Here is a 13,267-nt window from a genome sequence, read left to right as displayed (position 1 = left end):
TTAACGCGGCGCGAGCCCACTAAAGAACAGCTTCTCGATTGTTTCCGCCGCGTCGTGAAAGCGCGCCTCATCATCTTTGCCCAGCACGGCGCGGACCTGCACATCGAAATCGGCATAGTGTTGCGTGACCGCCCAGATCGCAAAGATCAGATGGTGCGGAGAGATGCGGGCGATCTTCCCGTCATCCATCCAGCGTCGCATCAGATCGGACTTGTCATTCACCAGATCCCGCAACGGCCCCTGCAATTCATCGAGCAACCTTGGCGCACCTTGCAGGATCTCATTCGCGAACAGGCGGCTTTCCCGTGGATAGTCGCGGGCAGCCTCAAGCTTGCGCTGAATGTAGCCGCGGATCTCGCGGATCGGGTCGCCGTCCTCGCGCATCTCACGCAGCGGGTCCAGCCATGTGTCCAGCAACCGGGCCAGCAGATCGGCGTGGATCGCCTCCTTACTGTCGAAATAATAGAGCAGGTTGGGCTTGGACAGCTTCGCCACCTCTGCGATCTGGTCCAACGTCGCCCCGCGAAACCCGTGAGAGGCAAAGACTTCCAACGCGGCTTCCCGGATGATCTCGCGTTTTTCGGCCTGAATGCGGGTTTCCTTGCGCGGGGTGCCGTCTGCCATACCGGGCTCCTCAAAACTGACGCGACGCTTGACTGGCTGCGGCGCTCTGGTAGCGTTCTGACCAAATGGTCAAAAGATCATAGCGATGACCGGTCAACAGCGTAAAGCAGAATTGCCCGGCACCAACATGGAGAGCCAGATGTCCGACCGGACTCAAGCCGTGCCGAATGACTTAAACGCATTCTGGATGCCTTTCACGGCAAATCGCCAATTCAAGAAAAATCCCCGCATGTTTGTGGGGGCGAAGGACATGCACTACACCACGTCGGACGGGCGCCAGGTGCTCGACGGCACGGCTGGCCTGTGGTGCTGCAACGCGGGCCATGCACGCCCGAAAATCGTCGAGGCGATTGCAGCCCAGGCGGCGGAGCTCGACTATGCCCCGGCCTTTCAGATGGGGCACCCCAAAGCATTCGAGCTGGCCAATCGCTTGATCGACATCGCCCCCGACAATATGGAGCATGTCTTTTACACCAATTCCGGGTCCGAAAGTGTGGAGACAGCGCTCAAGCTCGCGCTCGCCTACCACCGCGCGCGGGGCGAAGGATCGCGCACACGACTGATCGGGCGCGAGCGTGGCTATCACGGGGTCAATTTCGGCGGCATTTCCGTCGGGGGCATCGTCAATAATCGTAAGCATTTCGGTGGCCTGCTCACCGGTGTTGACCATCTGCCGCACACCCACCTGCCAGAGCAGAATGCCTTCACCCGTGGCCGTCCAGCGCACGGCGCTCATCTTGCCGATGATCTGGAGCGGATCTGCGCGCTGCATGATCCCTCCACAATTGCCGCTGTGATCGTGGAGCCTCTCGCAGGCTCCACCGGTGTCCTGATCCCGCCGATAGATTATCTCGCCAAGTTGCGGGCGATCTGTGACAAGCACGGCATCCTGCTGATATTTGATGAGGTCATCACCGGGTTCGGTCGGATCGGACAGCCGTTTGCCGCCCAGCGGTTCGACGTGATGCCCGACATGATCACGACGGCCAAGGGTCTGACCAATGGTGTCATCCCGATGGGCGCGGTTCTGACCACCGGCGCCATCCATGACGCCTTTATGGATGGACCCGAAAACATGATCGAGATGTTCCACGGGTACACCTATTCCGGCAACCCTATGGCCGCGGCCGCCGGCCTTGCCACGCTTGAGACCTATCGCGACGAAGACTTGCTGACCCGCGCGGGCGACCTTGCGAATTATTGGGAAGACGCGGCGCATAGCCTGAAGGACCTGCCCAACGTCATCGACATCCGAAATCTCGGTTTGATCGCGGGCATCGAGCTTGCTCCGATGGACGGCAAGCCCACCGCCCGCGCCTTCGAGGCGTTCCTGCGCTGCTATGACAAGGGTGTTCTCATTCGCACCACCGGCGACATCATCGCGCTGTCGCCACCGCTCATTATCTCGAAGGCAGAGATTGATCAGCTTTTCGGCACGCTCGCAGCCGTGCTGAAAGATTTGCCATGACAGGGCCCTCCCGCCTGTCGGGGGGTCCCGTGGGGGACCCCCTCCGGTTGGGCCGGGCGCGCCTTCGGCGCGAACCGCTCCTCTTCATCTGTCCCAAAAATATCCCCGCCGGAGGCGCATGCCGCCATCCCGCGCTGCCGCCTTTAGGGAGGTGACATGACCTACACAATCCAGAACGCCATCGACGGCAAGCTTGTGGATAGCCAATCCGACCGGACGCAACCCGTATTCAACCCTGCAACGGGTGAGGTGATTGGAACCCTCCCACTTTCTCCGGTTTCCGAGGTTGAGGCCGCCGTTGCCAGCGCCAAGGCGGCTTTCCCGGCATGGCACGCCACCCCGCCGCTCAAACGCGCGCGGGTGATGTTCAAGTTCCTCGAACTGCTCAATGCAAACGCGGACAAGCTGGCGCGTGAGCTGTCCCGTGAACATGGCAAGACCCATGACGACGCGCTGGGCGAAGTGCAGCGCGGCCTCGAAGTGGTCGAGTTCGCGTGTGGCATCCCCCAACTGCTCAAAGGTGAGTTCTCTCGCAATGTCGGCCCCGGCATCGATAGCTATGGCGACCGACAGGCGTTGGGCGTCGTGGCGGGCATCACGCCCTTCAACTTCCCCGCCATGGTGCCGATGTGGATGTATCCCATCGCCATAGCCTGCGGGAACACCTTCGTCCTCAAACCGTCAGAACGTGATCCCTCCGCCCCAATGTTTGCCTGGGAACTCCTCCAAGAGGCAGGCCTTCCGCCCGGCGTGATGAACATCGTGCACGGTGACAAGACCTGCGTGGACGCCCTGCTCGACCACAAGGACGTTAAGGCGATCAGCTTTGTCGGCTCCACCCCCATCGCGGAATATGTCTACGCCCGCGGCACGGCGGCCGGAAAACGGGTGCAGGCACTGGGCGGGGCCAAGAACCACATGATCGTCATGCCCGACGCGGACATGGATCAGGCCGCAGACGCGCTGATGGGCGCAGGCTTCGGCTCCGCCGGGGAACGCTGCATGGCAATCTCCGTCGCCGTGCCCATCGGGGCGGAGACGGGGGAGAAGCTGGTCAATGCGCTCAAGCCCAAGGTCGAGGCCCTGAAAGTCGGCCCCTCCACCGACCCGGATGCGGAGATGGGCCCGGTCATCACGGCAGAGGCCAAACAACGTATCTCCGGCCTTATCGACAGCGGCGTGGCGCAGGGCGCGGACCTCGTCGTGGACGGGCGTGGGTTGGAGCTTCAGGGCTATGAAGACGGCTATTTCCTCGGCGGCACGCTCTTCGACAAGGTCGAGCCGGAGATGGATATCTACAAGACGGAGATTTTCGGCCCCGTCCTCTCCGTTCTCAGCCCGCAGACCTATGACAGCGCCGTCGATCTGATCAACGACCATGAATACGGCAACGGCACCGCGATTTTCACCCGTGATGGAGACGCCGCGCGCGATTTCGCGGACCGGATCGAAGTCGGCATGGTCGGCATCAACGTCCCGATCCCGGTGCCCGTCGCCTATCACAGCTTCGGCGGTTGGAAGCGCTCGGCCTTTGGCGATCATGCGATCTACGGGCCAGAGGGCGTCCGTTTTTACACCCGGCTAAAAACCGTCACCCAACGCTGGCCTGATGGCATCGCCAAGGGCGCAAGCTTCAGCTTTCCATCATGAGGGGTGAAATTCTGCGACTGATCGGCGTGACTTTGCTGACAGGGTTTGGAGCCTTCGCGGGCAGCACGGGCGTCGTGATGTTCTTCACGGCGATCCGGCCAGAGCGTGGCGCGCTGCCCTTCGCCATCGGCGTAATGGCGCTGTTTCTGGCCTGTCATTTCTACAAGGGCTTCCGAGGGAATGCGGGAGATGCGCAATGACCCGCCCCCAGGCTACCGCCACCCAACTCGCCGATACGCCCCGCACCCGCGTCACCCGGTTCGACTTCGCGCCGGGGGCGGAGACGGGCTGGCACACCCACGGCATGGACTACGTCATCACTGCGATCACCGATTGCACCATGTTGCTTGAGGAGCCGGGCGGCACCTCGCGCACGGTCATGGTTCCCGCAGGTACGGCCTACACGCGTGACGCTGGCGTCGAACACAATGTCATCAATGGCGGGGAGGCACCCATGTCCTTCGTCGAAGTCGAATTGAAGTAAGGAGAAACCCCATGGCTGCACCCGGTGAAAATATGAAGATCAACGGCGATCGCCTTTGGGACAGCCTGATGGAGATGGCCAAGATCGGCCCCGGTGTCGCAGGCGGCAACAACCGCCAGACCCTGACGGATGAGGATGGGGAGGGCCGCGCCCTCTTCCAGCAATGGTGTGAGGACGCGGGCTGCACGATGGGCCTCGACCAGCTTGGCAACATGTTCGCGACCCGGCCCGGCACGGACCCTGACGCGCTCCCCGTCTATGTGGGCTCCCACCTCGACACCCAGCCGACGGGCGGAAAATATGACGGAGTGCTCGGCGTGCTGGGCGGGTTGGAGATCATCCGGTCCATGAACGATCTCGGCATCAAGACCAAGCACCCCATCGTCGTGACGAACTGGACCAATGAGGAGGGCACCCGCTTCGCCCCGGCAATGCTCGCCAGCGGAGTCTTCTCGGGCGTCCACGCGCAGGACTGGGCTGAGGACAAGACTGATGCTGAGGGCAAACGCTTTGGCGATGAACTCGACCGCATCGGCTGGCGCGGTGAGGAGGAGGTCGGCGCGCGCAAGATGCACGCCTTCTTCGAATTGCATATCGAACAGGGCCCGATCCTTGAGGCGGAAGAAAAGGAAATCGGCGTCGTCACCCACGGCCAGGGCCTTAGCTGGACACAGGTGACGGTGACCGGCAAGGACAGCCATACCGGCTCCACCCCCATGCCGATGCGCAAGAATGCGGGCCTCGGCATGGCCCGCATCCTCGATCTGGTCGATGAGATCGCATGGTCCCACGCTCCTCACGCTGTGGGGGCTGCGGGCCATATCGACGTCTACCCCAACTCGCGCAACGTGATCCCCGGCAAGGTCGTGTTCACGGTGGACTTCCGCTCCCCGGACCTGAGCGTGATTGAAGATATGGAGCGCCGCCTGCGTGAAGGTGGTCAGGCGATTGCCGACGACATGGGCCTTGGCATCGAGTTCGAGAAGGTCGGCGGCTTCGACCCCGTCGAATTCGACGAAGGCTGCGTAACTGCCGTCCGCTCCGCCGCCGAACGCCTCGGCTACACCCACCGCGACATCATCTCCGGCGCAGGCCACGACGCCTGCTGGATCAACCGCGTGGCCCCCACGGCGATGGCCATGTGCCCCTGCGTGGACGGCCTGTCGCACAACGAAGCGGAGGAGATTAGCCAGGAATGGGCCGAGAAAGGTGCGAACGTCCTGTTCCACGCGGTGGTCGAAACGGCGGGGGTTGAGGGGTGAGCTCCGTTGGAAGTCTCTTCTCGCGGGCCGATATTCCTAGGGCCCTAACCTTGGATGGGATGGTGCTCGCCGAGGTATTCGACAAGATACCTGATAACCTCTCTGATCGTGATCTCTATTTTTTGCTCGTCCACTCCTTCGAGCACGAGCAAATCGCCTCTGTCGCTGTTTCACGTCTTGAGCAAAATCCGCTCCTCGAAGCAGAAGCTTTTCCCGGCGATCTCTTGCAAACGGTACTCAGACTGAGCGCTAGCTTCTGGTCAGAGAATTTTTCTCTCTGGAGGAGAGTGCAGCGTATTCTCCTTGATCTCGATGAGGCTATCGCTGGCTTGCGAGACGCGCGGATCGCCTTTGAAGCCTGCACCTACGAAAGGACCACCCCATGACCAAAGTCATCAAGAACGGAACCATCGTGACCGCCGATCGGCAGTGGAAGGCGGATGTGCTCATCGAGGGGGAGAAGATCGCCGCGATTGGCGAGAACCTTCAGGGCGATGAGACCATCGACGCCACCGATGCCTACGTCATCCCCGGTGGCATCGACCCGCACACCCACCTCGAAATGCCCTTCATGGGAACCACAGCGGCGGAGACCTTCGAGTCCGGTACGTTCGCGGCGGCGGCGGGCGGCACCACAATGCTCGTCGATTTCTGCCTGCCGGGCGCGGACGGCTCCCTGCTCAACGCCATTGATGAGTGGGATCGCAAGTCGAAGGACCAGATCTGCACCGACATCTCCTACCACATGGCCATCACCGGCTGGAATGAGGGGATCTTCGACGAGATGCAGGAGGTCGTGCAAAAGCGCGGCATCAACACCTTCAAGCACTTCATGGCCTATAAGGGTGCCCTGATGGTGGAGGATGACGAGATGTTCGCCTCCTTCAAGCGCTGCGCCGAGCTGGGCGCGCTGCCGCTGGTTCACGCGGAGAATGGCGACATTGTGCAGGCCATGCAGGAAAAGCTGCTGGCCGAGGGCAATAATGGCCCCGAGGCGCACGCCTATTCCCGCCCGCCGGAGGTGGAGGGCGAGGCCGCCAACCGCGCCATCATGATCGCCGACGCCGCAGGCACCCCGCTCTACATCGTGCACGTGAGCTGCGAGCAGGCGCATGAGGCGATCCGGCGCGCGCGTCAGAAGGGGATGCGCGTCTATGGCGAACCGCTGATCCAGCACCTCACGCTGGATGAGACTGAGTATTTCAACAAGGACTGGCAATATGCCGCCCGCCGGGTGATGAGCCCGCCCTTCCGCTCCAAGGATCATCAGAACAGTCTGTGGGCCGGGCTCTCCGCCGGCTCCTTGCAGGTGGTGGCGACGGATCACGCGGCGTTTTCGGATGAGCAAAAGCGCATGGGCGTCGGCGACTTTACCAAGATCCCCAACGGCACCGGCGGGCTCGAAGAGCGTATGGCGATGCTCTGGACCCAAGGGGTTGAGACCGGCCGCCTGACGCCCGAGGAATTCGTCGCCGTGACCTCCACCAACATCGCCAAGATCCTCAACATCTACCCGCAGAAAGGCGGGATCATGGTCGGTGGGGATGCGGATGTGGTGGTCTGGGATCCGACGATCACCAAGACGGTGAGCGTCGCCAACCAGAAGAGCATCATCGACTACAACGTGTTCGAGGGCATGGAACTGAAGGCCCAGCCCCGCTACACGCTCAGCCGCGGCGACGTGATCTGGGCCTATGGCCAGAACAGCCAACCCCAGCCGGGCCGGGGCAAATTCGTCCGCCGCTCGCCCTTCGCATCCGCGCACAAGGCGCTCAGCCAGTGGAAATCGCTCAACACTCCGCGGAAGATCGAGCGCGACCCCCTCAACATTCCGAGCGGTGTGTGATGCGCGCTGTCCTCTCAACACTTGTCCTCTGCCTGTGCGCTACAGCTTCACAGGCAGAGGTCGTTTTCGGCGATCAGGCAGGCTGCCAACTGGCAGCAGGCCAATCCCCCGCCACGGACGCACTGTTCATCCTTCATTCCGACCGGATCGAACGGATGGAGACGGTCTGCGACATCACTGGCGTTGTGCCGGAAGGGGCCGGGCGCGTCCGCCTGATGGCAACCTGCTCTGGTGAGGGGGAGACATGGTCGAATGACCACATTCTCGACGTCTCCGTGACAGACGGAAGCTACAGCATCTGGCAAGCCGAATACCCCGAATACCCGTCGACCTTGCGCCAATGTTCGAAGTGATCGGCTTCAGCGTGGCGATTGCAGCACCGCTGTTCTGAAGACGCAGGGAACGCGTGATCATGAAATCCGCGCCGTCTGTGCCTACGGATGAACCTTGATCGCGTTCTGCGCCGGCAACTTGCGGAACGTCGTGAGCGAGCAGGCTTGCTCAGCGCACCTCCCCCAAGGTTCCGTTTTATCACGGCATGGCCCTTGACCAAGCGGTCAAACTTTGCCTCAATCGCACGAACCTAGAGGAGCCCGCCCGCTTGCCAGCCCCCGTCATATCCGCCGAAAACCTGTCGCTGACCTTCCAGACCAATGACGGGCCGGTGCACGCTCTCTCCGACGTCAACCTGACCATCGAGAAGGGCGATTTCGTCAGCTTCATCGGGCCGTCGGGTTGTGGCAAGACAACGTTTCTGCGCGTCGCTGCCGATCTCGAACAACCGACAGGTGGCACGATCACCGTCAACGGCATGAGCCCCGAGGAAGCTCGGAAATCCCGCGCCTATGGTTATGTCTTTCAGGCTGCGGGCCTTTATCCCTGGCGCACAATCGGGGGCAACATCCGCCTTCCACTTGAGATTATGGGCTATTCCAAGGCCGAACAGGCAGAGCGCGTCTCGCGCACGCTGGGACTGGTCGACCTTGCCGGGTTCGAGAAGAAATACCCGTGGCAGCTTTCGGGCGGTATGCAGCAGCGCGCTTCGATCGCCCGCGCGCTCGCCTTTGATGCGGACCTGCTGTTGATGGACGAACCGTTCGGCGCATTGGATGAAATCGTGCGCGATCACCTTAACGAACAGCTCCTGGCACTTTGGGACCGGACCGGAAAGACCATCGCTTTCGTCACCCATTCGATCCCCGAGGCGGTCTATCTGTCGACAAAGATCGTGGTGATGTCGCCCCGCCCGGGCCGCGTTACCGATGTGATCGAAAGCACCTTGCCGCGTGAACGCCCGCTCGACATCCGCGACAGCCGTGAGTTTATCGAGATCGCCCACCGCGTGCGTGAAGGATTGAGGGCGGGCCATGTTGAGGATTGAGCACGCCCACAGCGACCCCGGCGCAGCCTGCCGCCCTGTTGGAGGCAGGACGACAGGCCGACTTCGCTCACGGTCATCGGCTCCTCAGCCTGTACCGCAAGGCCTATTTCGACCGGCAAGTCTTACTTTGCTCTTAAAATACCTCATCGCAACAGCCGCAAACGACACCGTCTCTGGCAATGTCGGGCGCCTCCGGCGGAGGTATTTTCAGAGCAAAGTGGCAGGGGCCGTCCAATGAGGTCGATTGTCCCAATCCTGACAGTGCTGCTTGTGATCCTAGGGCTCTGGTATGCTGCAGCGGTTCCCTTAAATGCCCAATGGGCGCGGGATCAGGCGGCGCGGGCCGACACGACGTTGTCGGCCAGTCAACTGGTAGAGGCGACCTGGAATCAGGACCGGCCCCGCTTGCCGACACCGCATCAGGTGGGCGCGGAGTTGTGGAAGACGACTTTTGAATCCTGCGTCGAGGGACGCCGTGCGGGCAGCATCGAGTGCATCACCCATCGTCGCAGTCTGTTCCCCCACATGTGGACAACGTTGAGTGTTACGCTTGCGGGTTTTGCCATTGGTACAGCTCTGGGGATCGGACTGGCCGTGTCCATCGTCTATTCCCGTGCGATGGATATGAGCGTGATGCCATGGGTGATCGCCTCGCAAACCATACCAATCCTTGCTATCGCGCCGATGATCGTCGTCGTGTTCAATTCAATGGGCATACCCGGCTTCATCCCGAAGGCCATCATCGCCACGTATCTGAGCTTTTTCCCGGTGACGGTCGGCATGGTGAAGGGCCTGCGCGCGCCCACCCATATGCAGCTCGACCAGATGCGCACCTGGAATGCGAGTGGTCTGACAACCTTCCTGCGGCTGCGACTGCCGACCTCCATGCCTTATCTGTTTGCGTCACTGAAAGTCGCAGTTGCCGCGTCGCTTGTGGGAACTGTTGTCGGGGAGCTTCCCACCGGCGCGATCTCGGGCATCGGTGCGCGTCTGCTCAACGGAAGCTACTATGGCAATACGATGATGATCTGGGCCGCACTCATTGCGGCAGCGGTGCTGGCCGCGATCATGATCGCCACGATCTCTCTGGCTGAGCGGGTCACCCTCAAACGCATGGGGTTGGCGCAATGAGCATGACTTTGATCATCGCGGCCCTCGCGATCTGGCTGGGGGGTTGGTGGTTGAACGCACGTTTGGCCCGTGGTCGGGGCCGTGCCGTCGCTCTGGCCGCGCCGCTGCTGTTCGGCGCCACGTTGCTGCTGATCTGGGAACTGCTCGTGCGCGGCCTGGGCGTGCCCGGCGCTATCCTGCCACCCCCCTCAGCAATCGGCGTGGCCTTCTCCCAAAATATTCCGACGCTCTGGGACGATTTCGTACAGACCTTCGTGAAAGGCGCGCTCTCAGGCTACGCGTTCGGCTGTGGTGCGGCGTTCGTCACCGCAATCCTTGTTGACCGCTCAGACTTCCTCAAGCGTGGCGTTATGCCGGTGGGATCGTTCGTCGCGGCGCTGCCCATCATCGGCATGGCCCCGATCTTCGTGATGTGGTTCGGCTTCGGCTGGCAATCCAAGGCCGCGGTTGTCGCCACCATGTGTTTCTTCCCGATGCTGGTGAACACCGTCGCAGGCCTTGCCGCCGCTGACCGGATGCAAAGCGATCTGATGCGCACCTATGCCGCCTCTCCCTGGCAAACGCTGACCAAGCTGAAGCTGCCTGCCGCGTCGCCTTTCATCTTCAACGGATTGAAAATCTGCACGACTCTCGCTCTGATCGGTGCCATCGTGGCAGAGTTCTTTGGCTCACCCACATTGGGCATGGGCTTTCGCATTTCCACCCAGGTCGGACGCCTTGCGCTCGATGTTGTCTGGGCGGTGATCCTGGTCGCGGCCATTGCCGGCTCGACCTTTTACGGTGTGGTAACGCTCCTCGAGAGGGCGGCCACCTTCTGGCATCCGTCGCAGCGGGGACGTTGACGGGTGTCTTTCCAACAAGGAGAGACCAAATGAAAATGCTCAAGACACTCGCCGCCGCCAGCCTGATGGCGGCCCCTGCCATGGCGCAGGATGAGGTGACGCTCCAGCTGCAATGGGTCACGCAGGCTCAGTTTGCGGGCTACTATGTGGCCCTCGAAAACGGGTATTACGAGGAAGAAGACCTCGACGTCACCATCCGCCCCGGTGGCCCCGACATCGCGCCGCCTCAGGTCCTTGCAGGCGGTGGAGCGGACGTCATGCTCAACTGGATGCCCTCCGCGCTCGCCGCGCGTGAGCGGGGTGTGCCGGTCGTCAACATCGCGCAGCCCTTCAAATCCTCCGGTCTTCAGCTGACCTGCTGGGCCGATACCGGCATTGAGAGCCCCGAGGACTTCCGCGGCAAGACCATCGGCGTCTGGTTCTTCGGCAACGAGTATCCGTTCCTCAGCTGGATGAGCCAGCTCGGCATTCCGACCGATGGCGGTGAGGATGGCGTGACCGTTCTGCGGCAGGGTTTCAACGTCGATCCGCTGTTGCAGCGTCAGGCCGACTGCATCTCCACCATGACCTATAACGAATACGGTCAGGTGCTCGACGCGGGCGTGTCCGAGGATGAGCTGATCTCCTTCCGCTACGAAGAGCAGGGCGTTGCAACGCTTGAGGACGGCATCTACGCGCTGGAAGAGAACCTCGAAGATCCCGCCTTTGTCGACCGCATGGTCCGCTTCGTCCGCGCCTCGATGCGCGGCTGGAAATGGGCTGAGGAAAATCCTGAGGACGCCGCGATGATCGTGCTCGACTATGATGAATCCGGTGCCCAGACCGAAGCGCACCAGATCCGCATGATGGGCGAGATCGCGATGCTCACCGCGGGCTCCAACGGCGCGCTCGACCCGGCGGATTACCAGCGCACGGTCGACACGCTGCTCGCTGGCGGGTCCGACCCGGTCATCACGGCAGAGCCTGAGGGCGCCTACACCCTCGAAATCACGGACGCGGCACTTCAGTAACGCCGAGCCACATCTTCAAGCAAACGACAGGGCGTCCTCGCGGGCGCCCTTTCATTTTTATGTCTTGGCATTGTCACGAAACAGTCGTCACCGGGGCCTAGCGGGAAGGCGACTGTAACGATCAACGACCTGCCGAGGCCCTTTATGAACCGTACATCCCTTCTTGCGACCAGCGCCCTTGCTTTCACGTGTACGCTTGGCGCGGCACTGGCTGACACGCCGATCCTCGTCACGTCGGCGGAGGATGCCGGTACCGGTTCGCTGCGCGCCGCCCTTGCGACAGCGGCAGAGCAAGACGGTATCAGCCGCATCGTGATCGCCGTGCGGGATCAGATCGTGATTGAGAGCACGCTCGACTATACCGGCACCGCACCCCTCGCGATTTTCGGCAACGGGCAGACTGTCAGCACGGCTCAGGATGTGACGCTCTTCGCGGCCTCAAACGGCGCTGACGTGACAATCAACGCACTTGATTTCGCAGGGCCGGGAAATTGGTCGATCCGCAACCGTGCCGACGCCGATGGCGCGGCGGGCAAAGGTATTTTTGTCGACGTTCGCGATGACCAGCAAGGGTTGGTGACGCTGTCCCTGCGCGACGTGACAGTGTCCGGCGTGGCCAATCACGGCATCCATGTCTCTGACTGCTCGCTGGCCGATGCGTGCGGCGGCGGCGCTGGCGGCGATGGAGAAGGCTCACCTGCCTCGATCCTTGTAACGCTTGAGAATGTGACGATCCGCGATGCCGGAAACGGCAAGTTCGATGCCGATGGCCTGCGTGTGGATGAGCGGGACGAAGGCTCTGTCACGCTGATCGCCCATGACAGCTTGTTCACGCTGGTCGGTGCTGATGGGGTCGAATTGGATGAGGGGCAGGCAGGTGATGTGACTGCACATGTGACCAACTCCTCTTTCAACGATAACGGTGCTTATTGCGACCCAGCGCTGCTGGCGACGTTCCTACCCGCTCCGGATGAGGCAGAATTTGAGGAAGGCCAGATGCAAGAGAGCGGCATCCCGGCCGCGATCACTGGCTCCCCCGATGATGGCTGTTTCGAGCGTGAGGTGAGCCTTTATGACGACGGCTCGGTTGAGGAATATGAATTCGGTATCGACCTTGATGACGGCTTTGACATTGATGAGGCGGGCGACGGCTCCATTCAGCTTGTCATGACCGAAAGCGCCATCCTCGGCAATCTGGATGAAGGGCTCGATTTTGATGAGGAAGGCGCGGGCGGCATGTCCCTCGCTATCGCCCGGACCCGCGCCTTCGGCAACACCGATGACGGGTTCAAAATGTCCGAGGAAGATGATGGCGGCATCGACGCGGTCGTCGTCGCATCCACCGCTTCGCACAATGGCGGTGTGGGTGCCGTGTTTGAAGAGGAAGATGGTGGTGATCTGGACGTCGAGCTGATCGACTTCACCTCCTTCGCGAATGACGATGGCGAGACTTCGGTTGAACTGGTTCAGGAAGATGAAGGGACAGGCCGTGCGGCGATCACGGGCGGCGCCCTTGCCGAGCCGACCGACATCGAAGGCGTGGATCTATCAAACGAGTAACCTCCAAAC

At 61.7% G+C, this 13,267-nt stretch carries 14 protein-coding genes; 13 read left to right on the top strand and 1 reads right to left on the bottom strand.

What is annotated here, in order from left to right; all coding sequences use genetic code 11:
- Window positions 1–624 (bottom strand): TetR family transcriptional regulator C-terminal domain-containing protein, encoded by a 624-nt coding sequence (locus POI8812_RS00730; RefSeq protein WP_108780623.1) that lies wholly within the window; start codon window positions 622–624, stop codon window positions 1–3.
- A 139-nt stretch (window positions 625–763) separates the two neighbouring features.
- Between POI8812_RS00730 and aptA the strand changes: the two genes are divergently transcribed.
- The 13 genes from aptA (at window position 764) to POI8812_RS00665 (ending at window position 13,258) form a co-directional block, all read left to right on the top strand.
- Window positions 764–2,092: an omega-aminotransferase AptA gene (aptA, locus tag POI8812_RS00725; protein WP_108781453.1), complete on the top strand. Its 1,329-nt coding sequence runs from the start codon at window positions 764–766 to the stop codon at window positions 2,090–2,092.
- Window positions 2,093–2,248: 156 nt separating this feature from the next.
- A complete protein-coding gene (locus POI8812_RS00720; RefSeq protein WP_108780622.1) occupies window positions 2,249–3,742 on the top strand; it encodes a CoA-acylating methylmalonate-semialdehyde dehydrogenase in 1,494 nt (497 codons plus the stop codon).
- A complete protein-coding gene (locus POI8812_RS00715) occupies window positions 3,739–3,942 on the top strand; it encodes a hypothetical protein (RefSeq protein WP_108780621.1) in 204 nt (67 codons plus the stop codon). The genes POI8812_RS00720 and POI8812_RS00715 overlap by 4 nt, the downstream gene beginning before the upstream one ends.
- A complete protein-coding gene (locus POI8812_RS00710) occupies window positions 3,939–4,226 on the top strand; it encodes a cupin domain-containing protein (protein ID WP_108780620.1) in 288 nt (95 codons plus the stop codon). The genes POI8812_RS00715 and POI8812_RS00710 overlap by 4 nt, the downstream gene beginning before the upstream one ends.
- An 11-nt stretch (window positions 4,227–4,237) precedes the next feature.
- Entirely contained in the window at window positions 4,238–5,488 is a 1,251-nt protein-coding gene (locus POI8812_RS00705; protein WP_108780619.1) for a Zn-dependent hydrolase, read from the top strand.
- A gap of 62 nt (window positions 5,489–5,550) precedes the next feature.
- Window positions 5,551–5,874, top strand: coding sequence for a contact-dependent growth inhibition system immunity protein (locus POI8812_RS00700; RefSeq protein ID WP_146186090.1), 324 nt, complete (start codon window positions 5,551–5,553; stop codon window positions 5,872–5,874).
- A complete protein-coding gene (gene hydA, locus POI8812_RS00695) occupies window positions 5,871–7,334 on the top strand; it encodes a dihydropyrimidinase (RefSeq protein ID WP_108780617.1) in 1,464 nt (487 codons plus the stop codon). Before POI8812_RS00700 ends, hydA begins: the two co-directional genes overlap by 4 nt.
- Complete coding sequence (locus tag POI8812_RS00690; RefSeq protein WP_146186089.1) at window positions 7,334–7,687, top strand: hypothetical protein; 354 nt, start codon at window positions 7,334–7,336, stop codon at window positions 7,685–7,687. The genes hydA and POI8812_RS00690 overlap by 1 nt, the downstream gene beginning before the upstream one ends.
- 248 nt (window positions 7,688–7,935) lie before the next feature.
- A complete protein-coding gene (locus tag POI8812_RS00685) occupies window positions 7,936–8,715 on the top strand; it encodes an ABC transporter ATP-binding protein (protein WP_245895177.1) in 780 nt (259 codons plus the stop codon).
- Window positions 8,716–8,949: 234 nt separating this feature from the next.
- Complete coding sequence (locus tag POI8812_RS00680) at window positions 8,950–9,846, top strand: ABC transporter permease (RefSeq protein WP_108780614.1); 897 nt, start codon at window positions 8,950–8,952, stop codon at window positions 9,844–9,846.
- Between the two features lie 2 nt (window positions 9,847–9,848).
- Complete coding sequence (locus POI8812_RS00675) at window positions 9,849–10,688, top strand: ABC transporter permease (protein ID WP_108781452.1); 840 nt, start codon at window positions 9,849–9,851, stop codon at window positions 10,686–10,688.
- Window positions 10,689–10,723: 35 nt separating this feature from the next.
- Window positions 10,724–11,698, top strand: coding sequence for an ABC transporter substrate-binding protein (locus tag POI8812_RS00670; RefSeq protein WP_108781451.1), 975 nt, complete (start codon window positions 10,724–10,726; stop codon window positions 11,696–11,698).
- 144 nt (window positions 11,699–11,842) lie between these two features.
- A complete protein-coding gene (locus tag POI8812_RS00665) occupies window positions 11,843–13,258 on the top strand; it encodes a hypothetical protein (protein WP_108780613.1) in 1,416 nt (471 codons plus the stop codon).
- Window positions 13,259–13,267 lie beyond the last annotated feature (9 nt).

It is taken from the genome of Pontivivens insulae, assembly GCF_900302495.1.
In the GTDB taxonomy this organism is placed as follows: Bacteria; Pseudomonadota; Alphaproteobacteria; order Rhodobacterales; family Rhodobacteraceae; genus Pontivivens; species Pontivivens insulae.
Note: the sequence above shows the minus strand (reverse complement) of the source record. Positions and strands in the feature narration are given on the sequence as shown.

Coding starts and splice junctions, on each gene's coding strand:
- POI8812_RS00730 (WP_108780623.1), bottom strand. CDS start 624: ATGGCAGACGGCACCCCGCGCAAGGAAACCCGCATTCAGGCCGAAAAA.
- POI8812_RS00690 (WP_146186089.1), top strand. CDS start 7,334: ATGCGCGCTGTCCTCTCAACACTTGTCCTCTGCCTGTGCGCTACAGCT.
- POI8812_RS00675 (WP_108781452.1), top strand. CDS start 9,849: ATGACTTTGATCATCGCGGCCCTCGCGATCTGGCTGGGGGGTTGGTGG.
- POI8812_RS00670 (WP_108781451.1), top strand. CDS start 10,724: ATGCTCAAGACACTCGCCGCCGCCAGCCTGATGGCGGCCCCTGCCATG.
- POI8812_RS00720 (WP_108780622.1), top strand. CDS start 2,249: ATGACCTACACAATCCAGAACGCCATCGACGGCAAGCTTGTGGATAGC.
- hydA (WP_108780617.1), top strand. CDS start 5,871: ATGACCAAAGTCATCAAGAACGGAACCATCGTGACCGCCGATCGGCAG.
- aptA (WP_108781453.1), top strand. CDS start 764: ATGTCCGACCGGACTCAAGCCGTGCCGAATGACTTAAACGCATTCTGG.
- POI8812_RS00705 (WP_108780619.1), top strand. CDS start 4,238: ATGGCTGCACCCGGTGAAAATATGAAGATCAACGGCGATCGCCTTTGG.
- POI8812_RS00710 (WP_108780620.1), top strand. CDS start 3,939: ATGACCCGCCCCCAGGCTACCGCCACCCAACTCGCCGATACGCCCCGC.
- POI8812_RS00665 (WP_108780613.1), top strand. CDS start 11,843: ATGAACCGTACATCCCTTCTTGCGACCAGCGCCCTTGCTTTCACGTGT.
- POI8812_RS00680 (WP_108780614.1), top strand. CDS start 8,950: ATGAGGTCGATTGTCCCAATCCTGACAGTGCTGCTTGTGATCCTAGGG.
- POI8812_RS00715 (WP_108780621.1), top strand. CDS start 3,739: ATGAGGGGTGAAATTCTGCGACTGATCGGCGTGACTTTGCTGACAGGG.